This window comes from Paucibacter sp. DJ2R-2, from assembly GCF_025717675.1.
Classification (GTDB): Bacteria; Pseudomonadota; Gammaproteobacteria; order Burkholderiales; family Burkholderiaceae_C; genus Paucibacter_A.
This window is the reverse complement of sequence record NZ_JAJIRT010000004.1, coordinates 51,265-72,356: the sequence shown is the minus strand read 5'-3', so window position 1 is coordinate 72,356 and position 21,092 is coordinate 51,265. Positions and strand designations below refer to the sequence as shown.

21 protein-coding genes are annotated in these 21,092 nt (G+C 67.6%); 8 read left to right on the top strand and 13 right to left on the bottom strand.

Features of this window, described 5'->3' with window-relative positions:
• Positions 1 to 11 precede the first annotated feature (11 nt).
• Positions 12 to 1,286 carry a glycoside hydrolase family 18 protein gene (locus tag LNV28_RS11705; protein WP_263517729.1) on the top strand — a complete coding sequence of 425 codons (1,275 nt, stop codon included), beginning with the start codon at positions 12 to 14 and terminating at the stop codon, positions 1,284 to 1,286.
• A gap of 21 nt (positions 1,287 to 1,307) precedes the next feature.
• On the opposite strand, the gene LNV28_RS11700 is transcribed toward LNV28_RS11705, so the two are convergent.
• From LNV28_RS11700 to LNV28_RS11690, 3 genes are all read right to left on the bottom strand, one after another.
• The gene (locus LNV28_RS11700; RefSeq protein ID WP_263517728.1) at positions 1,308 to 2,114 is read right to left on the bottom strand and encodes a substrate-binding periplasmic protein; all 807 of its coding nucleotides are present in this window, start codon (positions 2,112 to 2,114) and stop codon (positions 1,308 to 1,310) included.
• 108 nt (positions 2,115 to 2,222) lie between these two features.
• Positions 2,223 to 2,945: an SDR family NAD(P)-dependent oxidoreductase gene (locus LNV28_RS11695; protein WP_263517727.1), complete on the bottom strand. Its 723-nt coding sequence runs from the start codon at positions 2,943 to 2,945 to the stop codon at positions 2,223 to 2,225.
• On the bottom strand, positions 2,942 to 3,196 hold the full coding sequence (locus LNV28_RS11690) for a TIGR02450 family Trp-rich protein (protein WP_263517726.1): 255 nt from the start codon (positions 3,194 to 3,196) through the stop codon (positions 2,942 to 2,944). The genes LNV28_RS11695 and LNV28_RS11690 overlap by 4 nt, the downstream gene beginning before the upstream one ends.
• Positions 3,197 to 3,341: 145 nt before the next feature.
• Between LNV28_RS11690 and LNV28_RS11685 the strand changes: the two genes are divergently transcribed.
• Positions 3,342 to 4,370, top strand: a complete 1,029-nt coding sequence (locus LNV28_RS11685; RefSeq protein ID WP_263517725.1) for an NAD(P)/FAD-dependent oxidoreductase — start codon at positions 3,342 to 3,344, stop codon at positions 4,368 to 4,370.
• Here LNV28_RS11685 and LNV28_RS11680 read toward each other — a convergent pair.
• Positions 4,360 to 4,944, bottom strand: a complete 585-nt coding sequence (locus tag LNV28_RS11680) for a BON domain-containing protein (RefSeq protein WP_263517724.1) — start codon at positions 4,942 to 4,944, stop codon at positions 4,360 to 4,362. The genes LNV28_RS11685 and LNV28_RS11680 overlap by 11 nt on opposite strands.
• Positions 4,945 to 5,157: 213 nt before the next feature.
• Between LNV28_RS11680 and LNV28_RS11675 the strand changes: the two genes are divergently transcribed.
• The 3 genes from LNV28_RS11675 to LNV28_RS11665 all read left to right on the top strand — a co-directional run bounded on the left by LNV28_RS11675 (position 5,158) and on the right by LNV28_RS11665 (position 10,403).
• Positions 5,158 to 8,244, top strand: a complete 3,087-nt coding sequence (locus LNV28_RS11675) for an EAL domain-containing protein (protein ID WP_263517723.1) — start codon at positions 5,158 to 5,160, stop codon at positions 8,242 to 8,244.
• Positions 8,245 to 8,413: 169 nt separating this feature from the next.
• Positions 8,414 to 8,581 (top strand): hypothetical protein, encoded by a 168-nt coding sequence (locus tag LNV28_RS11670; protein WP_263517722.1) that lies wholly within the window; start codon positions 8,414 to 8,416, stop codon positions 8,579 to 8,581.
• 148 nt (positions 8,582 to 8,729) lie between these two features.
• On the top strand, positions 8,730 to 10,403 hold the full coding sequence (locus LNV28_RS11665; protein WP_263517721.1) for an NAD(P)/FAD-dependent oxidoreductase: 1,674 nt from the start codon (positions 8,730 to 8,732) through the stop codon (positions 10,401 to 10,403).
• Positions 10,404 to 10,415: 12 nt separating this feature from the next.
• On the opposite strand, the gene LNV28_RS11660 is transcribed toward LNV28_RS11665, so the two are convergent.
• The 6 genes from LNV28_RS11660 to gcvA form a co-directional block, all read right to left on the bottom strand.
• Positions 10,416 to 11,300, bottom strand: a complete 885-nt coding sequence (locus tag LNV28_RS11660; RefSeq protein WP_263517720.1) for a hypothetical protein — start codon at positions 11,298 to 11,300, stop codon at positions 10,416 to 10,418.
• Positions 11,297 to 11,560 (bottom strand): hypothetical protein, encoded by a 264-nt coding sequence (locus LNV28_RS11655; protein WP_263517719.1) that lies wholly within the window; start codon positions 11,558 to 11,560, stop codon positions 11,297 to 11,299. The genes LNV28_RS11660 and LNV28_RS11655 overlap by 4 nt, the downstream gene beginning before the upstream one ends.
• Positions 11,561 to 11,833: 273 nt before the next feature.
• Complete coding sequence (locus tag LNV28_RS11650) at positions 11,834 to 12,709, bottom strand: hypothetical protein (RefSeq protein WP_263517718.1); 876 nt, start codon at positions 12,707 to 12,709, stop codon at positions 11,834 to 11,836.
• Positions 12,710 to 12,788: 79 nt separating this feature from the next.
• On the bottom strand, positions 12,789 to 13,691 hold the full coding sequence (locus LNV28_RS11645) for a hypothetical protein (RefSeq protein WP_263517717.1): 903 nt from the start codon (positions 13,689 to 13,691) through the stop codon (positions 12,789 to 12,791).
• Between the two features lie 132 nt (positions 13,692 to 13,823).
• Positions 13,824 to 14,066 carry a hypothetical protein gene (locus tag LNV28_RS11640; protein ID WP_263517716.1) on the bottom strand — a complete coding sequence of 81 codons (243 nt, stop codon included), beginning with the start codon at positions 14,064 to 14,066 and terminating at the stop codon, positions 13,824 to 13,826.
• Positions 14,063 to 15,016, bottom strand: coding sequence for a transcriptional regulator GcvA (gcvA, locus tag LNV28_RS11635; RefSeq protein ID WP_263517715.1), 954 nt, complete (start codon positions 15,014 to 15,016; stop codon positions 14,063 to 14,065). Before gcvA ends, LNV28_RS11640 begins: the two co-directional genes overlap by 4 nt.
• A gap of 222 nt (positions 15,017 to 15,238) precedes the next feature.
• Between gcvA and LNV28_RS11630 the strand changes: the two genes are divergently transcribed.
• Both LNV28_RS11630 and LNV28_RS11625 read left to right on the top strand, forming a co-directional pair.
• Positions 15,239 to 16,015 carry an SDR family NAD(P)-dependent oxidoreductase gene (locus tag LNV28_RS11630; protein ID WP_263517714.1) on the top strand — a complete coding sequence of 259 codons (777 nt, stop codon included), beginning with the start codon at positions 15,239 to 15,241 and terminating at the stop codon, positions 16,013 to 16,015.
• A 67-nt stretch (positions 16,016 to 16,082) separates the two neighbouring features.
• Positions 16,083 to 16,361, top strand: a complete 279-nt coding sequence (locus LNV28_RS11625) for a DUF427 domain-containing protein (RefSeq protein WP_263517713.1) — start codon at positions 16,083 to 16,085, stop codon at positions 16,359 to 16,361.
• A 116-nt stretch (positions 16,362 to 16,477) separates the two neighbouring features.
• Here the strand turns inward: LNV28_RS11625 and mltA are convergent, their stop codons facing one another.
• The 3 genes from mltA to apaG form a co-directional block, all read right to left on the bottom strand.
• Positions 16,478 to 17,719, bottom strand: a complete 1,242-nt coding sequence (mltA, locus tag LNV28_RS11620) for a murein transglycosylase A (RefSeq protein ID WP_263517712.1) — start codon at positions 17,717 to 17,719, stop codon at positions 16,478 to 16,480.
• 87 nt (positions 17,720 to 17,806) lie between these two features.
• Complete coding sequence (gene tlpB / locus LNV28_RS11615; RefSeq protein WP_263517711.1) at positions 17,807 to 19,831, bottom strand: transporter-like protein TlpB; 2,025 nt, start codon at positions 19,829 to 19,831, stop codon at positions 17,807 to 17,809.
• The gene (apaG, locus tag LNV28_RS11610) at positions 19,831 to 20,205 is read right to left on the bottom strand and encodes a Co2+/Mg2+ efflux facilitator ApaG/CorD (protein WP_263517710.1); all 375 of its coding nucleotides are present in this window, start codon (positions 20,203 to 20,205) and stop codon (positions 19,831 to 19,833) included. Before apaG ends, tlpB begins: the two co-directional genes overlap by 1 nt.
• Positions 20,206 to 20,301: 96 nt before the next feature.
• Here apaG and LNV28_RS11605 point away from each other — a divergent pair, with 96 nt between their 5' ends.
• Positions 20,302 to 20,937 (top strand): DNA-3-methyladenine glycosylase I, encoded by a 636-nt coding sequence (locus LNV28_RS11605; RefSeq protein WP_263517709.1) that lies wholly within the window; start codon positions 20,302 to 20,304, stop codon positions 20,935 to 20,937.
• Positions 20,938 to 21,092 lie beyond the last annotated feature (155 nt).

Here is a 21,092-nt window from a genome sequence, read left to right as displayed (position 1 = left end):
TTCTTTCCACCATGCTGTTGTCTGCCCGCCGTCCCTTCTTCGTCGCCACCAGTCTTGCGCTGGCCCTGTTGGCCAGCTTCGTCCAGGCGGCGGAGCCGTCCTACCCCCGCTTCGGCGGCAAGCCGTTGCCGGTCGAGCGCACCAGCGCCAAGGTCGTGGGTGTCTATGTGCCCATGTGGGAAAGCGCCGGCCACGTCGACCGCATCCCGGCCGGCAGCGTCACCCACCTGCTGTACTCCTTTTTGCGCCTTTGCGGCCCGGGCCAGATCGCCAAGGACGCGGCGCGCTGCGTGGGCAAGAAGGACTTCCAGCTCAGCACCGGCGGCGCCGAGAAAACTTTCGACACCGCCTTTGCGCGCTTGAAGGCGCGCGAGCCCCAAGTCAAGGTGCTGGCCTCGGTCGGCGGCTGGGGTGGCTCGGACGGTTTTTTCTACATGGCACCGGATGCTGCCAAGCGCGCGGTCTTTGTCGAGTCGTCCCTGCAGTTCCTGCGCGATCACCCGAGCTTCGACGGCATCGACATCGACTGGGAGCACCCGGGCGACAACGGTTCCGCCAACGGCGTGCCCCTGGGCAGCCCGACCGATGGCCAGGCCTATGCCGACCTGATGGTCGGCCTGCGCCGTGGCCTGCAGCGCCTGGAGGCCGAGACTGGCCGGCCCTATCTGCTGAGCACCGCGATCAACAGTGGCGAGGCAGTGGTCCAGCGGATCAACTTCAAGCAGGCGGCGCCTGCGCTGGATCTCATCTTCATGATGACCTACGACTTCTACGGCAACTGGTCACGGGGCGCGGGCCACCACAGCAGCTTGATGAGCAGCCGCAACGCCGCCGGGATCGAGGCCGACGACAGCCTCGACCGCTCGGTGCGCAACCTCGAGGCCGCCGGTGTGCCACGTGCCAAGCTGGTGGGCGGCGTGGCCATGTACGGCCGTGGCTTTGCCGGCGTTGATCGCCCGCAGACGGGTGCCTTCAAGACCGGCGGCTACCCCGGCGCCGATGGCTCGGCCGGCTACCGCGAAATCGCCGCTCGCTACCTCGGGCCCAAGGGCAAAGGCGTGAACGGCTACCTGGCCCAGTTCGATGCCCAGACCCAGTCCTGGAGCCTGTTCCACCCCAAGCACAAGCTTTGGATGGGCTACGACGACCCGCGCGCCGTGATCGCCAAGGGCCAGTACGCCGTCAAGCAGGGCCTGGCCGGCCTGTTTGCCTGGGAGCTGACCCAGGACAACGGTGATCTGCTCAATGCCATGAACCACGGCGTGGGTAACCGTGTCCTTCCCTGATTGAGGGCAGGGGCAGCGGGTTCAGTACTGCACACCGTAGCGCGCCCGGATGGCGCGCAGCAGGCCGCGCGCCTCCAGCCGCTCCTGTGCGGCATTGAGGCGCAGTACCTCGTCCTCGCTGACGGTCTTCTTGCTGAACATCAGGTGCACGGGCGCGTTCGAGGGGTGGTAGGGCAAAGGCGCCAGCTCCATCTTCAGCCGTCCGGCTTCAAAGAGCAGGGTGGCATGGTCGGCCATGACCAGCTCGCCGCGCTCGCGGGCCAGCATCAACAGGCCTTTCTCGAAGGTCTCGAAGGTGGAGCTCAGGCGCGCTTCCTGCAGGCGGCCGATGTACTGCTCGTAGTCGGCGCCGAACCAGCCGGCATTGAGGCTGAGCAAGGGAATGCGCCGGTTCAGCAGGTCCTGAAAGCCACTGACATCGCGGTACAGGGGCAACTTGGCCGGCAGAGTGAAGAGGCTGACCGTCTCCATGCGGTAGGCGCGGCCGAACCAGGCGAACTCGCGCCGCTCGGGTGTGTCCGAGGCGCCGGGGATGATGTCTAGCTCGCCGGCTTTGAACATGGCGTAGCGGCGGTTGCGCGGCAGCGCCTCGCCCAATTCCAGGCTGCAGCCGGCCTCCTTGAAGACGGCACGTATCAGTTCAATGTCGGCGCCCACCGCCTCGCCCTTGTCATTGGGATAGAAGTAGGGCGGCCACTCCATCATCGCGATGCGCAGCGGCCGGCTGCAGGGCGCGGCTTGTGCCGGGCGGGGCAGCAGGACAAGCGCCAGCAAGATCGCCCAAAGCGCTGCGGTCAGCGGCATCCAGTTCCTCGTGAACCCAGGCATGTTTCGGCTCCTGATCGCAAAGAGGGCATGAGGGCGGTAGGCGCACAGCATAGCCAGGATGGCTGCGGCGCGGTACCCCATCGCCCAGGCGAAATGCCTGGTCGCCGCTCACCAGGGCAGGCGCTCGCCCTGGTAGCTCAAGAAGCTGCCGCTGTCTTCGGCCTGCACGCGGTCCAGCACGGCCAGCATTTCTTGCGCGGCCAGGGCCGGCGGCCGGCCGATCTCGTCGCCGCGAAACGGGCGTGACAGGGCCGAGCTGACCGTGCCTGGGTGCAGGGCGATCAGGGCCGCGCCCGGCAGGCTGCGTTTGGCTTCGATGGCGGCGGTCTTGAGCAGCATGTTCAGGGCCGCCTTGGAGGCGCGGTAGCTGTACCAGCCGCCCAGTCGGTTGTCCTCGATGCTGCCCACCTTGGCCGAGAGCAGGGCCAGCACGCTGCGCTGCTTGTCCATCAGCGGCAAGAAGTGGCGCAGCAGCAGGGCCGGGCCGAAGGTGTTGACCAGGAAGGTGGCTTGCAACTGGGCGTAGCTGAGCTCGCCGAGCTTTTTCTCGGGCATGAAGTCGGCGCTGTGCAGCAGGCCGGCGGCATTGATGAGGAGGTGAAAGGGCGCCTGTTCACGCAGGGCCTGCGCGGCCCTGGCGATGCTGGCTTCGTCGGCAAAGTCCAGGGCTGGCGCGGACTGCCGGTGCAGGCCGATGACGCCGGCGCAGCGCGGGTCGGCCTGCAAGTGCGCCACAAAGGCAGCACCCAGAGCGCCCGAGGCGCCGATCACCAGGGCACGGTAGCCCTCGGGCAGGCTGCTCATGCCCTGAAACGGGGTGTTGTCGTTCATGCCAGCCAGCCCTGGCGCCAGCGCTCGCTGTCGCGCAAGTCGCGCCAGGCCAGGCGCTGCACGCGCTTGGACAGCACCGCCTCCAGCTCGATCCACTCGACCGGGCCGGGCTGGCCGCTGGGGCCGATCTCGGGCGCGATCACCCGGCTGACCATGAAATGACGCTCGCGCTGCTGCGGCTGCAACGCGGTCCATTTGCTGTGCAGCAGCTTCTTGGGGTGCAGGGGCGGGGCGGGGTGTGGGGATGACATGGGCTGCAGCCTAGCCCAAGCGTGGCCGCGCCGCAGCGCCGTCCGGCAATGCCCGACCCGGGTCCCGGCGCATGCCGAGTGCGTCCAACCTTCGACCACCTGGAACCGCACAATCAGCAGCCCGTCTTCTGGAGCTCCGCCGCCCATGTCTCTCTCCTCCAATGCCTCCGTGGCCATCGTCGGCGCTGGCCTGGCTGGCCTGTCTTGCGCCCAGGCTTTGCAGGCGGCCGGCGTGCCCGTGCAGCTGTTCGAGAAAAGCCGTGGCCCGGCCGGCCGCATGAGCACACGCCGCGGCGAGGGCTGGCAATGCGACCATGGCGCCCAGTACTTCACCGCCCGCGACCCTGAGTTCCGCGCCGAGCTGGCGCGCTGGCAGGCGGCCGGCGTGGCCGCGCCCTGGCAGCCGCGCCTGCGCGTGTTCGGCCCCAGCCCAGCGGAGCGCGGGGCGAGTGAGACGGAGCGCTTCGTCGGCTTGCCGCAGATGACGGCGCCGGCGCGCTGGCTGGCGCAGTCCTTGCCGCTTCATGTCCAGGCTACCGTGCAAGGCCTGCAGCGCCGCGCCGATGGCGCTTGGCAGTTGCAGCTGGCCGAAGCGGAGCATCAGGTGCTGGCCACCCAGGCTTTCGCCGCCGTGCTGCTGGCCGTGCCCGCGCCGCAGGCCGCGCCCTTGCTGGCCGGCCACAGCGAAGTTTTGCGGGCCCGTGCCGCTGCCGCCCGAATGCGTGGCAGCTGGGCGCTGATGCTGCGCTACGAGCAGGCGCTGGATCTGGATTTCGATGCCGCCTTCGTCAACCAGGGCCCTTTGCGCTGGGTGGCTCGCGACAGCAGCAAGCCGGGCCGTGCGCTGGCGGGCAGCGGCGAAACCTGGTTGCTTCATGCCGAGGCCGAGTGGAGCGAGGCGAATCTGGAGCTGACGCTCGAACAGGCCAGCGAGCCCCTGCTGGCCGCGTTCGCCGAGCTGGGTGGCCGTTCGCCCGATCAACTGGCCGTGCATCGATGGCGTTATGCCGACAGCGCGCCGCCCCTGACCCTGGGCTGCGACTGGGATGCGGCCGCCGGCCTGGGTCTGTGTGGTGACTGGCTGATGGGCGGAAAAGTCGAAGGCGCCTGGCGCAGCGGCCGGGCCTTGGCCCAGGCCCTGCTCAACGCCCGGGCCGCATCGCTTACTTCTTGATCGTCAGCTCGTCGTGGATGCTGTGCACGCCCTCGACGGCGCGTGCCACGGCGATGCTGCGGTCGATCTGGGCCTGGTTGTTGACGAAACCGGTCAGGCGCACATCGCCCTTGAGGGTGCTGACCGAGATGTCAAAGCTCTTGACCAGGGGTTCATTGAGCAGGGCGGTCTTGACCCGGCTGGTGACGATCACATCGTCGGTGGTCTGACCGACCGAGGCGGACGGGCCCTTGAGCGCCAGATGGTTGTCGACCGAACTCACACCCACCACCGCGGTGGCAATGCGACCGGCCAAGTCGATCTGGCTCTGCTGATCGGCATGGCCGCTGAGGATGACTTCGCCCTTGCGGGTCTCGACATCGATGCTGAGGCTCTTGATGCTGGGGTCTTCGAGCAAGGCGGTCTTGATGCGGCTGGTGATCACCGTGTCGTCGATCTGGTTGCCCACCGACGTCGTGGGCGTGGCCGGCGTCTCGGGCGCACGGTTGCAGGCACCGAGCAAGAGCAAAAGTGAAGCGGCGACGGCCGCGGGCACGAGGCGGTGGGTCGCGAGGGGCTGGAAAGCGTGGGTCATGGGGTCCATCCTGGTGGCTGAGTGTGAATGCATTCGAATGTGGCGCGGGCCCGGTCTGGCGTCGGTACGCCAGCGCACCGGCACGGCGGGCGGACGAGGCCTGGCCCATCAGGGCGAACCCGCATGTCGGCGGCGACGCCCCGGCTCACAATCAGTCGTAACAATTTGTTGGCGGGGGCGGTGGCTCCGACCTGCCAGCCGGGGGAGCCCGCCATGACACAGATGCCAGCGCCTGCCGCCGAGACCGAGCGTCTGGCCGCGCTGTACGCTTTGGAGGTGCTGGACAGCGCACCCGAGCCTGAGTTTGACGCCCTGGTGCAGGCCGCCGCCCTGGCTTGTGCGGCGCCGGTGGCACGCCTGGCCTTGGTGGACGCGCAGCGGGTCTGGTTCAAGGCTGGCGTCGGTCTGGCCGAGGTGGGCGAGCTGCCGCGCGAGCTGACCTGCTGCGACATCGCCATTCTGGGCAGCGATCTGTTCGAGGTGGCCGATGCGGCGCTGGACCCGCGTTTCGCCGACAGCCCGGTGGTGCGCGGCGGCCCGGGGCGCCGCGGCCTGCGCTTCTATGCCGGCATGCCGCTGCGTTTGCGCGATGGCCATCTGGTCGGCACCTTGTGCGTGCTCGACCATGAGCCGCGCCGGCTCAGCGAGGCGCAGGCCGGTGTGCTGCGCCAGCTCGCCGTGGCGGCTGCGCTGGCCCTGCAGGGCCGGCGCACCGAGCTGGATGCCCGGGCCAATGCGCGCGAGCTGACGCGCCGCGAGGCCTGGTTGCGGACCCTGAGCGAGTCCTCGCCGCTCGGTGTCTACGCCACCGACCCACAGGGCGAATGCAGCTACACCAACCCGCGCTGGCAGCAGATTTATGGCCTCAGTCTTGCTCAGAGCCTAGGGCGGGGCTGGCCGTCCACCTTGCACCCCGACGACGCCGCCCGCGTGCTGGACGAATGGCAGCGCTGCGCCAAGGAACTGTGCGAATTCGACCAGCAATACCGCCTGCGCCGGCCTGACCGCAGCGAACGCCATGTGCATTCACGGGCGCGGCCGGTGCTGGGGCCGGATCAGCAGCTGCTCGGTTTCGTCGGCACGGTCGAGGATGTCAGCACGCAGGTGCAGATGCAGGCGCGGCTGAAGTCCAGCGAGGAGCGTCTGGCCGTGGCGGCCGACAGCGGCCAGATCGGTATCTGGGAGTGGGACCTGAGCAGCGGCTATCTGCATTGGGACGCTTGGATGTACCGGCTGTACGGCCTGTCGCCGCCGGCCCAGGGCCAGGAGGGGCTGAACGGCTACGAGCTCTGGACCCGCCATATCCACCCCCAGGACCTGGCGGCCGTGCATCAGGCCGTGCTGCAGGCCATCGAGGGCAGCCAGCCCTTTCTGATCGAGTTCCGCATCGTCTGGCCGGACGCCAGCATCCATCATCTGCGCGCCTCCGGCCGCGTCATCCGCGATGGCCAGGGCCGCGCCCTGCGCCTGGTTGGCTGTAACTGGGACCTGACCGAGATGCGCCGCTTGGCGGCCGAGCTCGCCGAGCAGTTGGCGGCTGAGCTGGCCGAGCAGCATGAGCTGCTGCGGGTGACCCTGCGTTCGATCGGCGATGCCGTCATCACCACCGACGCCCGCGGCCGCGTGCATTGGCTGAATCCGGCCGCTGAGCGCATGACCGGCTGGCGCGGCGAGGCGGCTTTCGGCCGGCCGCTGGAGCAGGTCTTCCATGTGGTCCATGAACTCAGCGGTGAGCTGGTCGAGAACCCGGTGGCGCGCTGCCTGGCCACCGGTGAGCCGGCCGGCTTGGCAGGCCAAGCCCAGCTGATCGCGCTCGACGGCCGCCGCTTGGGCGTGGCCGACTCGGCCGCACCGATTCGCAATGAGCGCGGCGAACTGCTCGGCGCGGTGCTGGTTTTTCACGACGTCACCGAACAGCGGCGCCAGGCCGGCGAGATGAGCTTCCGGGCCAGCCACGATCTCTTGACGGGCCTGATCAATCGCAGCGAGTTCGAACAGCGCGTGCGGGCCGCCTTGGAGCAGGCGCAGGCCTCGCAGCCACAGGCGGCGCCCGCCCAACATGCGCTGATGTGCATCGACCTCGATCAGTTCAAGGCGGTCAACGACGCCTGCGGCCATGCCGTCGGCGATCTGCTGCTGCAGCAGGTGGCGCGCCTGCTCTTGGGCGTGGTGCGCAGCCGCGACAGCCTGGCGCGCCTGGGCGGGGACGAGTTCGCCGTGCTACTGGAACATTGCCCGCCGCTGCAGGCCGAACGGGTGGCGCAACAGATTTGCGAGCGCATGGAGGCGTTCCAGTTCATTCATGACGGCCGGCGTTTTGCCGTCGGCGCCAGCGTCGGCCTGGTGCCGCTCGATGCACGCTGGAGCCACCTCGACCTGGCCATGAAGGCCGCCGATGGCGCTTGCTATGCCGCCAAGCAGGCCGGTCGCAACCGCGTCCATGTCTGGCAGGACAGCAATGCCGCCGCCGCCGCTCGCGCGGGCGAGCTGCAGTGGAACGAGCGCATCGCCCGGGCGCTCAGTGAAGGCCGCTTTGTCCTGCACGGCCAGCGCATCGAGGACCTGCACCAGGCGCAGGAGCGCGTACCCCTGCGGCCGGGTCACCGCCTGGCGCCCGGCCATGTGCGTGCCGAAGTGCTGCTGCGCATGGTCGGAGAGCCGGCGCCGGCGGGCGACCCGCTTTTGCTGCCCGGCGCTTTCCTGCCCGCAGCGGCGCGCTTCCAGCTGGCGGCGCAGATCGACCGCTGGGTGCTCGCTGAAGTGGTGCAACGCTTGCAGGCTCTTTTGCCGCGCAGCGTCGGCGAGCTGAGCATCAATTTGTCGGAGCAGGCCATCGGCGACCGCGCCTTCCACCGCTGGGCGCTGGAGCTGCTGCAGGCGGCCGGGCCCGAGGTCTGCCGCCAGCTCTGCTTCGAGATCAGCGAGCACACCGCCGTGGCCGGCCTGGCCGACGCCGCCCTGTTCCTGGAGCAGGTGAGGGCTCTGGGGGCGAGCGCGGCACTTGATGAGTTTGGCGCCGGCGCCTCGGGTTTTGGCTACCTCAAGAGCTTGCCGCTCGACTACCTGAAGATTGCCGGCCAGTTCAGCCGCGACCTGGCCGAAGATCCACTCGACGAAGCGGCCGTGCGCGCCTTTGTTGACGTGGCCCAGATCATCGGCCTGCGCACCGTGGCCGGTTGCGTCGACAGCGCTGCCGCGCTCAGCCGTCTGAGTGCGTTGGGAGTGGATTTCAGCCAGGGCTATTTGCTGCACCGGCCGGTCGCCCTGGAGCAGTTGCTGCAGGCTCCAGGCAGGGCCTGAGGGGACAAAAAGCCCGGCGCGCGTGATAACACAGTAAAATCCCAGGTTCGATCCACGACCCACCCTGCCGCAGCCGCTCAAAGTCTGTGCGGGCGGCGGCAGTGGATTGGTGGGCAAGACCCCGGGTTTTGCAGTTTTTTCCGATTTCTTTTTCCGTACCGGAGCCATCATGGGCAACAAAATCATCACCGAAGCCGCAGCACGCGCCACTCCCCGTCCCGCCGCTCCCAAGGGCGTGACCTTCACCGCCCCGCACGGCCAGAAGTCCAGCCTGGAGCGCGGCGCGCACACCCGCAGCAAGAAGAACCCGGGCAAGCGCCCCAGCAGCGGCGGCTGAAGCCCCGTGGCCGAGGGAGCCAGGTCTTGCTTGCAATGACTGACGGCCCCTTCTGCGCTGACAACAGGCCCTTCCTCCCGGTGGGGCCTGTGTTTTTTTGAGCCGCACATTTTTGCCCTGCGCTCACCCTGAACCACCCCAAGACACCATGCTCCGCATCACCGAACTCCGCTTGCCGCTGGACCACGCCGAAGACGCATTGCGCCCGGCTGTTTTGCAGCGCCTGGGGCTGCAAAGCGATGCGGCGCTGCTGGGCTTCACCGTTTTCAAGCGCAGCTATGACGCGCGCAAGAAGTCGGCCATCCAGCTGATCTACACCGTCGACTGCGAACTCAGCGACGAAGCGGCTTTGCTGGCCCAGTTCGCCGGCGACCCGCACATCAAGCCCACGCCCGACACCGGCTACAAATTCGTCGGCCATGCGCCGGTGGACTTCTTCAACGGCGGCGAGCGCCCGCGGCCCGTGGTCATCGGCTTCGGCCCCTGCGGCATCTTTGCCGCCCTGATCCTGGCCCAGATGGGCTTGCGTCCCATCGTGCTGGAGCGCGGCAAGCAGGTGCGCGAGCGCACCAAGGACACCTGGGGCCTGTGGCGCGAGCAGCGCCTGAACCCCGAATCGAATGTGCAGTTCGGCGAGGGCGGCGCCGGCACCTTCTCCGATGGCAAGCTCTGGAGCCAGATCTCCGACCCGCGCCACCTGACCCGCAAGGTGCTGACCGAATTCGTCAAGGCCGGCGCGCCGGAGGAGATCCTGTTCGTCAGCAAGCCTCACATCGGCACCTTCCGCCTGGTCAGCATGGTGATCAAGATGCGCGCCGAGATCGAGGCTCTGGGCGGCGAGATCCGCTTCGAGCAAAAGGTCAGCGATGTGCGCATCGAAAAGGGCGCCGATGGCAGCGAGCACATCCGCGGTGTGACGCTGGAGTCGGGCGAGCAGATCCGCAGCGACCATGTGGTGCTCGCCTTGGGCCACAGTGCCCGCGACACCTTCACCATGCTGCATCAGCGCGGTGTGTTCATGGAGGCGAAGCCGTTCTCCATCGGTTACCGCATCGAGCATCCGCAAAGCGTGATCGACGCGGCCCGCTTCGGGCCCAACGCCGGCAACCCCATCCTCGGCGCGGCCGATTACAAGCTGGTGCACCACGCCAAGAACGGCCGCTCGGTCTACAGCTTCTGCATGTGCCCCGGCGGCACCGTGGTGGCCGCCACCAGCGAGCCCGAGCGCGTCGTCACCAACGGCATGAGCCAGTACTCGCGCAACGAACGCAATGCCAATGCCGGCATCGTCGTCGGCATCAGCCCGCAGGACTACCGCCAGGACGGCAAGCACGAAGGCCCGGTCAGCCCGCTCGATGGCATGGCCTTCCAGCGCATCTGGGAAAGCCGCGCATACGAGCTGGGCGAGGGCGGCTATCTGGCTCCCGGCGCCCTGGTCGGTGACTTCATCAAGCGCCAGCGCTCCAAGGTGCTGGGCAATGTCGAGCCCAGCTACAAGCCCGGCGTGACCCTGACCGATTTGCAGCAAAAAGGCCGCGGCAGCCTGCCCGAGTACTGCCTGGACGCGATCCGCGAGGCTTTGCCCGCGTTTGAGCGCCAGATCAAAGGCTTCTCGCGCCCCGACGCTGTGCTCACCGGCGTCGAAACCCGTACCTCCTCGCCCCTGCGTATCACCCGTGGCCGCGACTACCAAAGCCTCAACATCAAGGGGCTCTACCCCGCCGGTGAAGGTGCTGGTTATGCCGGCGGCATCATGTCGGCCGGTGTCGATGGCATCGAGGTGGCGGAGGCCTTGGGGGCGGCGCTGCTGGGTCAGGGCTGAGCCCGCCGGGCCTCAGCCTGGATTCAGCGGCTTGCTGCGGCGCTGAAAGAACTGTTCGAGCTGTGGCGCTAAGCGTTCGCGACCCGCTGCGTCGAGCCAATCCTTGGTGATCTCGCGCAGGCGGGCGGCGCCGGCCGGCGTGCCCAAGGCCTGGTCGATGGCCTGGATGGCGACGCGGCCCCAGGGGTTGCGCGGGCAGGCGATGCCCAGCACCAGGGGCTCGGTGGCGCCGTGAATGGGCAGTGAGACGTAGTCTTCGGCCGCCAGACCCAGTTTTTGCAGTTGGGCCAAGGCGCCCGGCGCATCGATCAGATAGTCGGTGCGGTCTTTGGCCAGCATGTCGCGCATGCGGTCGCCCCAGGCGACAGTGGCGTAGTCGGCCAGCATGGGGTTTTTGTTCTTCTGCTGAGCGGCCAGCAGCGCGTCGATCATGTCGCCGAAGCTGCGGCCGCGCGCGTAGGCGCCGCGCAAGCGCTTCTGTTCCAGCAGGCGGCCAAGGTCGGCAGCGCCCTCGGCATCGCGCGGCAGCAGATTCAGCTTGTCGCGCCGCAGTACCAGCTCGGGCGGCAAGGCCAGCAGGGTGTCGGCGAAGTAGGCCTCGGCCTCGCGCGCACGGGTGCGCACCGTGCTTGGCCGGCAGGCGGGTTCGCCGCGCTGGATCATCTGCCAGCTGCGCACGGCATTGGTGTCCAGTGGCTCGTGGCGGATGCCGGGCATTTGCTCTTTCAGAAAGGCCACGATGGGGTTGAGGCGAGCTGTACTGCCTTGCAGCCACACGATGTGGTCAAGGCTCGGTGGCGCCTGCTTGGTTTCGGCGCTAGCCTGCCCCCAGCCCAACATCACGCTCACCAGGACGGCCAGTCCGAACAGACGGCGAAATGGCGCGGTCCTGCTCATGGCAAAGCCTCAGCACGCGCACGTTGCCGATAGAACTGATCCAGTTGGCTTGCGTATTGATGCAGACGCTCGGGGCTGTACCAGACTTGATAGGTCTGCTTGTGCATCTTTGTGCCTTCGGCATGCAAAATCTCGTGGCCCTGATCGGCCCAGTGCTGCTGCAGCTCACGGAGTATGAGCTCAGGCGGTGTGGCTGACTCCGGGTTCTCGCTTGTGGCCTTGGGATCCCTCACGGTTTGACCGACGAGCAGCCAGCGCATCTTCCCCTCGCTTGGGCGCGACGCCGACGCAGCTTGTATCGCAGCAGACGCGCTGCCTAGATTCAGCAAGAGCGACAGCAGGCCCGTGGTGGCGACCCAACTTGACACATGAGTCCAGCGTGGCGGCGGCTTTTCGTCGTGCTGAGGCATGGTGCGTGCGCGTGGCAGTGCAAACAGGGCGAAGCATAGCCGGCTTGATTTGCTTTTGTCTTCTGGGTTGTGACGCCAGCATCGCACCGGCAAAACAGGACTCAGCCGCGCGCGCCTTGCGGTCTAGGCGTCCGGTCGGCCCAGGGCGCGCCGCTTATAAAAGGCTTCGAGCGCCGGCCCATAACGCGCTTGCAGGGCGGGGCTTAAAGAAGGCATGAAACTCTTGCGCAGCATGGCCGCACCGGCCGGGGTGCTCAAGGCTTTGTCGATGCCGCGCATAGCCGCTTCACCCCAGGCCGTACGCGGGCAGGCGATGCCGCTGGGGCTCAGCGCCATGGCGCCCTGGATGGGCAAGGCGAACAGCTGGCTCGTGCTCTGGCCCGCTTCGTCCATCATGCCCAGAATCCACTCGTACTCGATCGTGAAGTCGATACGCTGCCTTTGCAGCATGAGCAGCACCTTGCCGCCGAAGTCATTGGGCGAGAAGTAGCTCATGGTCTTGGGCAAGGCCGCCGCGGCTCTTTGCAGATGTGGGTCGATGGCGCTGCCGTAGCTGCGGCCGCTGACCAAGGCGCCTTTGAAGGCCGGATTGCGCAGCAGGGCCGGCAGGTCCACGGCGCCTTGGGCGTCGCGGGGCAGGCGGGCGAGGCTGTCGCGGCGAACGATCACGCTGGGCGGCGGCATCAGGGCGGTGCTGGTGAACAGCAGTTGACGTTCCCTCTCCAGGGTGCGGACCAGGGAGACATGGCAGGCCGGCTCACCGTCCATCAAGAGCTGGACGCTGCGTTTGCCGTTGGCGTAGAGGATCTCGTGGCGGACCTCAGGCCAAGCCTTCTGCATGAACTCGACCAACTGCTGCCCGGGGCTGGCAATCGGGCGGCCTTGCGGGTCCAAAGCCTGGCTGCCCATCAACCACTGCATGCGTGGCCGGGGCGGCTCTAGGCCCAGCGCCGGAGCCGCCAACAAGGTATACAACAGGAAGGTCCAGGGCAATTTCATCACTTGCGCTCGCTGCTGGAGTGCAGCCAGCATAGCGAGATTCGATGCGCTTGTGAGCTGAGCGAGTGCGGCGGTGGCCTCACTGAGGCCGGCTGCGCTGGCTGCGGTCTTTGTAGAACTGCTCCAGCCTGTGGCTGTGTTGCCGCCGGGCCTCCGGGCTGAGTCGGGCGGCCATGCGTTCGCGCAAGAACTCGGTGCCGGCGGGCGCGGCCAGCACCTGGCCGATGCGCAGCAAGGTCGCCCAGCCCCAGGCGTTGCGGGGGCAGGCCAGGCTGCCGATCACGGGTTCGCTGGCGCCCAGGATGGGCAGGCTCAGCAGCGCAGCGCCGGGGGTGCGGGCATCCTGGCTGACCAGCTTCAGCGCGAAGTCGTAGTCGATGGTGTAGTCGGCGCGATCCAGACGCAGCATCTGCAGCAGCTTGTCGGCGGCGCCGGCTTGCGCATAGTGGTTCATGCGCGGGCTTGCTTCGCGCTCTTGGGCCAACTGCTCGTCAATGGCGCGGCCGTAGCTGCGGCCCTCGAACAGGGCGCCGCGCAAGCGGGCCTGCCGCATCAGCGCTGGCAGGTCGACCTCGCCGCCCGGTGCGCGCGGCAGCGCCGCGAGCCGGTCCTGGCGCACGATCAGCTGGGGCGGGAGAACCCATTGAGCGGGCAGGAAATAGGCCTGCGTGGCCCGCTCGGGCGTACGCACGGCCGAGCTCACACACACTGGCTCACCATGCGCCAGCATCTGCCAGCTGCGCTTGACATTGGCCACCACCTTGCGGTGATGGACCTGTGGCAGGGCCTGGGCGAGATAGTCGACCAGCTGGTCCGAGAAGCCCAGGCTGGCCGCGCCGCCGCCAACGCTCAGGCTGTCGGGCATCAGCCAGGTGATGGTGTTGGCTGCGTCCTTTTCGACCGCAGAAGACGTCGCCCAGCACGGTGCGCTGCCAAGCAAGGCCAAGATGCAGAGAAAGCGGGCGGGCAGGCGGAATCTCACGAAGGCGGGGGAAGCAGCGGGGACTGGGCAAGGGCGGCCGAGCATAGCGGCCGGCACTGTGCGTCGCGCTCAGGGTTTAGCCCTTGAGCCAGCACGCTTGTGCGAAGGCCGGCACGAAGCCCGGTCAGTCGTTCAGGCGGTGCCGACCATCAGGTCGATCAAGTCGCGGGCGAACTCCAACGCTTCTTCGGGTGTGGCGAAGTAGTACTCGCCGCCGAGGTCGGCGACATCGCCTTCGGGGCCGATGTGCACCACAGCCCAACCTTCCGCGCCGCCGCCGATGGCGCAGACGCCAAAGCTGCCTGGAGCCAGCTCTTTGGCCGAGCCGGCCGTGACGAAGATGTCTCTGTTCTGGTGCGAGTAATAGCGTTTCACACCGGCATTGTCGCTGCGGAGGCAGCGGGGGCCGCAGCAGCCTCGGCGAACAGCCAGTCACGGAAGGCCATGAGCTTGGGCGGCAAGCGGCCTTCACCACGGTGCACGAGGTGGTAGGCCAAGGGCGTGCGCCAGCTCAGGGCGGGAAAGAGCCGCAGCAATCGGCCTGCGGCCAGGTCATCGTGGGCCATGACGCTGCGGGCCAATGCCACGCCTTGACCCTCGGCGGCTGCCTGCAGCACCGCCGCGGAGTTGTTGATGCTCAGTCCACGCAAGGGCGCATTCGCGCCGGCAACGCCCATTTGCTGCAGCCAGCGCTCCCAACTGGGGAAGTCGGCATGGCCGTCCATGGACAGGTCATGGATCAGCACCTGGCCGAGCAAGTCGGCCGGCTGGCGCAAGCGCTCCGGCGCCTGCGCCATGAGGCGCGGCGAACACACCGGATAGATCTCCTCGTCCATCAGCTTCTCGGCCTGCAGGCCGGGCCAGCGACCGGCACCGTAGCGGATGCCGAGGTCGATGCGCTGGGCGATGAAGTCGACGGGCTTGTGGCTGGTGTCGAGGCGCAGCTCGATCTCGGGCCAGGCGGTTTGAAAGCGCTCGATGCGAGGCAGCAGCCATTTGGCGGCGAAGGCCGGGCTGCAGGTCACCGTCAGCGCGCCGCGACTGGGGCTGGCGTCCTGAAGGCGGGCGAGGCCGCTCGCCAGGCGCTCGAAGCCGGCGCGAATCTCGGGCAAGGCCTGTTCGGCCGCTTCGGTCGGTATCAGCCGGGTGCGCCCGCTGCTGGCGCGCTGGAACACCGGCATGCCCAGCCAGTCCTCCAGCGAACGCACCAGCTGACCGACCGCGGCCGCCGTCACATGGAGCTCGGTGGCGGCGGCTGAAAAGCTCTGGTGGCGAGCGCTCGCCTCGAAGGCGCGCAAGGCATTCAAGTGAACTGGCAGCTTCATGATCAAAAACTTTTTCTATCTCGTCGCTGAGGTTTTTATGGTTTGTGGGCGTGGCCTCGATTGCGAAGAATACGCCCATCTTTTCGGGGTTTCGTTTTTATACGGCCTGGCGAGATCACAGAGTCAGGCTGGGTTTACAGAAAGTATTTCTTGTTCTGTGGCCAAGCTCAAGCCGAGCTCGTACTTTCCTCTTTATTCAAATTCAAGCATTGGAGTTTTCAGATGAGCAAGCCAGAGTTCGAAGGCAAGAAGCTGTGCGTCGTGGGCGGCAGCAGCGGCATGGGTTTGGAAGTCGCCCGCCAGGTGCTGGTCGCTGGCGGCAAGGTGCTGATCGTCGGTCGGCACCCCGAGAAGACGGAGGCGGCGCGCCAGGAGTTGGCCCGCCTGGGCCCGGTCAGCGCTTTGAATGCCGACCTTGCCAGCCCCGCCGGAACCGCGGCGCTGATCGAAACCCTGAGGGCCGAGCATGGCGACATCGACCTGCTGGTCAACGCCGCCGGCGTGTTTGCCCCCAAGCCCTTTCTCGAGCACCAGTTGGCGGATTACGAGCGATACATGAGCCTGAATCAGGCCACCTTCTTCATCACCCAGGCGGTGGCCGCCCAGTGGGTGGCGCTGCAGCGCCCCGGAGTCATCGTCAACATTGGCTCCATGTGGGCCCAGCAGGCGATTGCGGCGACGCCGTCCTCGGCCTACTCCATGGCCAAGGCCGGCTTGCATGCGCTGACCCAGCATCTGGCCATGGAGTTGGCGCCGCATCGCATCCGCGTCAACGCGGTGTCGCCGGCGGTGGTGCAGACGCCGATCTACGAAAGCTTCATTCCCAAGGCCGAGGTGGCGAGCGCCTTGCAAGGCTTCAACAGCTTTCACCCGATTGGCCGGGTGGGCACGCCGCAGGACGTGGCTGAAGTCATCACCTTCTTGCTGTCAGAGCGCGCGGCCTGGGTCACCGGAGCGGTCTGGGATGTGGACGGCGGTGTGATGGCCGGGCGCAACTGAAACCGCCGTGTGCGGGGGAGGGCCTCCTAGAATGCCGGCCTGATCCAACTCGGGGAGGCCCGCAAGCATGAAAGCAATCTGGAACGGCGTCGTGATCGCCGAAAGCGATGACACCGTGCTGATGGACGGCAACCACTACTTCCCCGCCGACTCGCTCAAGCGCGAGTACACCAGCTTCAGCAACCACCGCAGCAGCAGCGACAAAGGCCAGGCTCACTACCTGAGCCTGTTTGTCAACGGCGAGATGAACGCCGACGCGGTCTGGAGCTACCCCGAGCCCAGCGAATCCGCTGCCGCCATTCGGGGGCGTTATGCGTTTTGGAAGGGTGTGGTGGTGGGGGAGTGAGTTGGTGAATGGGTGATTGGTGAGTCGTGAATGGTGAATCGTGGGGAACACCCGGCGTTCACCCGTTCGCTTGTCCACCAATCACCAATCACCAATCACCATTCACCATTCACCATTCACCCGCCGCCCCTCGGCCACAACGCCCACAGCCGCAGCGGCTGTTTCGTGCGGCCGGCCTGGGCCTCGGCTTCGCGGCCCCAGCCCCAGAAGAAATCGGCGCGCACGGCGCCGGTGATGGCGCTGCCGGTGTCCTGGGCCATGACCAGGCGGCGCAGCGGCGAGTTGCCGCTTTGCAGCGGGTCGCCCGCTTCCAGCCAGAGCGCGGTGCCATAGGGAATGCTGGCGCGGTCCACCGCGACGGAGCGGCCGGGCGTCAGCGGCACGCCCTGGGCACCGCGCGGGCCGACATTGGGGTCGACCAGCGGCTCTTCGCGGAAAAAGACATAGCGCGGGTTGCCCCACAGCAGTTCGCGCGCCTGCTGCGGCTTGCGGCGCATCCAGTCGCGGATGCCGGACCAGGAGGCCTCGCCCGGGCGCAGCTCGCCGCGCTCGATCAAGGCCTTGCCGATCGATTGATACGGGTGGTCGTTGTGGCCGGCGAAGGCCAGGCGCACCCAAGTGCCGCTGTCGTCGTTCGCGTTGGCTTTGATGCGCAGCCGGCCCGAGCCTTGGATCTGCAGGATCAAGAGGTCCAGCGGGTCGTCCAGATAGGCCAGCTCCAAGCCGCGTAAGCGCTGGCGCTGCTCGCCCTCGAGTTGCTGGCGGCTGAAGTAGGGCCGGCGCTGCTGCAAATCGGCCGGCGCTGCATGCACCGGCACTTGGTAGTCGCCCTGAGGCTTGCGCGTGGCGTCCAGCATGGGCTCGAAGTAGCCGGTCAGCAGGCCCTGGGTCTCGCCCTCGGGTGATTCGACCCGAAAGGCTTGCAGATGCTGCATCAGCCACAGCGTGACCGCGTGGTCGTCCCCCGGAGAACTGCGCAGCGCGCGCGCACACAGCTCGGCCCAGCCGGCGGCCGGCCGGGCGCAGCCCTGCAAAAGGGCCGGCCAGAGCTCGGCCGCACGGTCCTCGCCCCAGCCGGGTAGCTCGCTCCAGTCGACCGCCACCCAGCGCGAGCGTTCGCGCTGCAGTACCTGGCGCGGCCGGCTCGGGCTGGCCGCTTCGCGTTCGGGCGTCATTTCCGGTGCAGGCGGGCGAGCCGGTGGCTCGGGCGGCAGTGGCGTGCTGGAGCAAGCGGCCAGCAGGCCTAGAATCGCGCCGGCTGCGCCCTGCCGCAGCCACTGACTGCTGGGAATCGAGGCTGCGATGGGATTGCTTTTGCTGGAGGCTTTGGGGGCCTTGGCGCTGTTCGTGTTCATCATCTGGTGGACCATGTTTTCCGGTCGCAAGGGTGGCGAGCGTCGCCTGCCGGAACAGGACGAACAGGGAAAATAAGTCGGCTGGCCGGATCAGTCTTTCGGCGGCAGGAAGAAGCTGCGCGGTTGTTCCCGGAAGCGCTGCCAGATTGAGCGGCGCAGCAAGGCCTGGTCGGCCAGCTGAATGCCGCGCGAGCGCAGGGCCACGCGCAAGGCCAGGTAGAAGCTGACGCCGAGGTTCAGCACACCGGTCAAGGCAATGCCGGCCACGCACCACCAGAACGCGGGCTGCTGCAGCACATCGAAGCCCAGGGTGCCGACGGCGGCTGCCAGCTGGCCGGTGGACAGGGTCACATGGCGCACCTCAATCGGCAGGCCGACAAAGGACAGCAGGGCCGGTGCCAGGCCCAGCATCAGGCCGAGTGAGATATTGGCCGCCAGGCCCGAGACATTGCCACGCCACCAGGCCGCCCAGCGTTGCGCACGCGCCTGGCCCAGGCGAGCGATCAGGCCAGGGTTCCAGCCGATGGCGGCTTCAACCCGGTGCAGCACAAACCAGTTCTCCACCCAGCCGGCAATCAAGCTGCTGGCGAACAGCAGCACGCCGGTGAAGGCCGCAAACAGCGGCGAGGGGCCCAGCAGGCTGAGCGAATGCAGCACGTACTCGGCGCTCTCTTTGCCCACCAGGGGCGCGCCCGTCAGGACCTGGCTCAGCCCTTGCACGGCCAGCACCACCGGCGCCACCACGGCGAGATTGCCCAGGATGCCCGCGATCTGCGAGCGCAGCAGATGCGCCACCTCGTCGACAAAGCTGCTCAGACCCACAGGCGTGTTGATGTGTTGCAACTTGGCGGCCATGGCCGGTGCCGTCATGGCCGGCTGCTTCGTGGCCACGGTCCAGTGCAGCAGGTGGATGATCACAAAGCTGGCGGCGTAGTTCACGCCCGACCAGAAGCCGGCCCAGAAGGCGGTCAGGCCCAGGGCCATGACCATGAATTTGGCGAAGGTGGTGCCGGCGATGATGGCGCCGCCGCCGGCCGCGTGGCGCAGCATCTGGCGGTAGTCCTCGCGGCTGCGGGTGATGTAGTGTTCGCCGGTTTCGGCGCTGCGCTCGGCCACTTTGCGGGCCAGCAGCGAGTAATGGTGGGAGAACAGGGTGCGGATGCTGCGCCGCTCATGGCCCACGCGCACCAGGCCGGCCAGCAGGCGGGCCAGCTCGCGCGGATGGTGTTCGGCGCCCAGGCAGTCCAGCAGGGCTTCGATGCGTTCGATGCGAGCCAGCATCTGTTCGACCGCAAAGACGATGTCCACCGACACGCCGAAGGCTTCCAGATGTTCGGGCACGCTGGAGGCGGCGCGCTGGCAGACGTCGAGCAGGGCGCGCAGGAGCTGCAGGGCTTGGGCGCTGCGCGCGGCGTCGCCGCTTTGCAGGGCCAGGATCAGGCCGTCGCAGGCGCCGGCCAACTGCTCGAAGGGCTGGTCGGCCAGCAAATCGGGGCTCATGCGCCGGCGCAAGGGGCCAGAGAGGCCGGCCGCGCGCACGCTGCTGACCAGCACGGTCAGGCCGCGCAGCATGGCTTCGCGCCATTGCGGGGCGGCGTCGACCGTGGCGCTTTCTGCGGCTGCCGGCAGGGCCGGGTTCAGCAGGGCGGCCAGGCGCAGCAGCAGCGCTTCATCGAGGGCCAGCAGCCACTGTTCGTCGCTGCGCTCGGGGAAGAGCAGGCCGAACAGCTCGGCCAGATCGCGGGTGTCGGCGGTGCGCGGCAGCAGGCGCTGCTGCAGGCGGTGCTGGAACTCGGCCCAGAGCGCCACGCGCGGCGCAAAGCCGACATCGGCGAACAGGCCGCTGGCGTCAACATCGCGCCAGATCGAATTGAGCAGCTGGGTCACAGCCTGGGCATGGGCCGGGTTGCGTTCCAGCACATTGAGCAAGTGCTTGAGGCGCAGCACCGGCAGCAAGGTGGCGCCGCTGCGCAGTTCCTCCTGGCTGGCCGGGTGGCGCAGCCATTCCAGCAGGCGGGCCAACCAGAGGTTGCGCGCGGCCAGTTCGGCGCGCGCGTCGGTGGCATTCAGCAGCGCCGTCAGGTCCCAGCTCGGGGCGGGGCGCAGCGTCAGCATCAATGCAGGGCGCCGCTGTCGGCCAGCATGAACTCGGGCACCTCGGCGTAGAACACCGTGGCGTCTTCGGTGGCGCACAGGAAGCGGCCGCGCATGCTGCCTTGCGGCGTGGCGATCTGCGCCCAGGAGCTGTATTGGAAGCTCTGGCCCGGCGCCAGCAGCGGTTGGTGGCCGACGACGGCCAGGCCATGGACTTCCTGCTCGTGGCCGCGCGCATCGGCGATGTGCCAGTGCCGGCCGATCAGCTGGGCGCTGACATCACCGATGTTCTCAATCGTGATCGTGTAGCTGAAGGCGTGCACGCCCTGGGCGACGTCGGTCTGCTCGGGCAGGACTTGCACAAGCACCGTGCATTTGAATTGAGGGTTTGGCATGAGGCCGATTCTAGGTTCTTCGTTGCCGGGCGGCGCTATGCTGCGGGCCATTCCCCTGCGCGGCTGCCGGCTTGGCCGCTTTTTCCGGATCGCGTCATGACCCCGCAACAAACCCTCTATTTGCCCGCTGATGGCTGGCCGCGCTGTCGCTGGTGCGCGGCCGCCGCCGGCGATGCGGCCTATTTGCACTATCACGACACCGAGTGGGGGTTTCCGGTCGCGGACGACCGGCGCCTGTTCGAGAAGCTTTGCCTGGAGGGCTTTCAGTCGGGCCTGTCCTGGCGCACCATCCTCAATAAACGCGAGGCGTTTCGCGCGGCCTTTGCCAACTTCGAGATCGAGCGCATGTCGCGATTCGGCCCGGCCGACGTTGAGCGCCTGCTGCAGGACGCCGGCATCGTGCGCCACCGCGGCAAGATCGAGGCCGTCATCCATAACGCCAGCCGCGCGCGGGAACTTGTCGCGGAGCAGGGTTCGCTCTCGCGCTACATCTGGGGCTTCGAGCCCAGCCATCACGCCGAGCCTTTGCCCGGCGAAATCGTCACCGAATCCGATGCTTCGCGTGCCTTGTCCAAGGACCTGAAGAAGCGCGGCTGGAAGTTTGTCGGGCCCACCACCATGTACGCCTTTTTGCAATCCATGGGATTGATCAATGACCACGCGCCGGGATGCATCACGCGCGAGAAGGTGGCAACAGCGCGTGCGGCGTTTCGTTCGCCAGCGGCGGGCTGAAGGCGGCACTGAGGCGTCGTTCGCGGAGGAGTTTCAGCACGCAGAGTTCGCAGAGGACCGCAGAGGACGCTCACAACACGATCCTCGCTCTTCTTCTCTCTCTGCGACCTCTGCGAGCCTCCGCGCACTCTGCGTTCGTATTCAAATCTCAACGT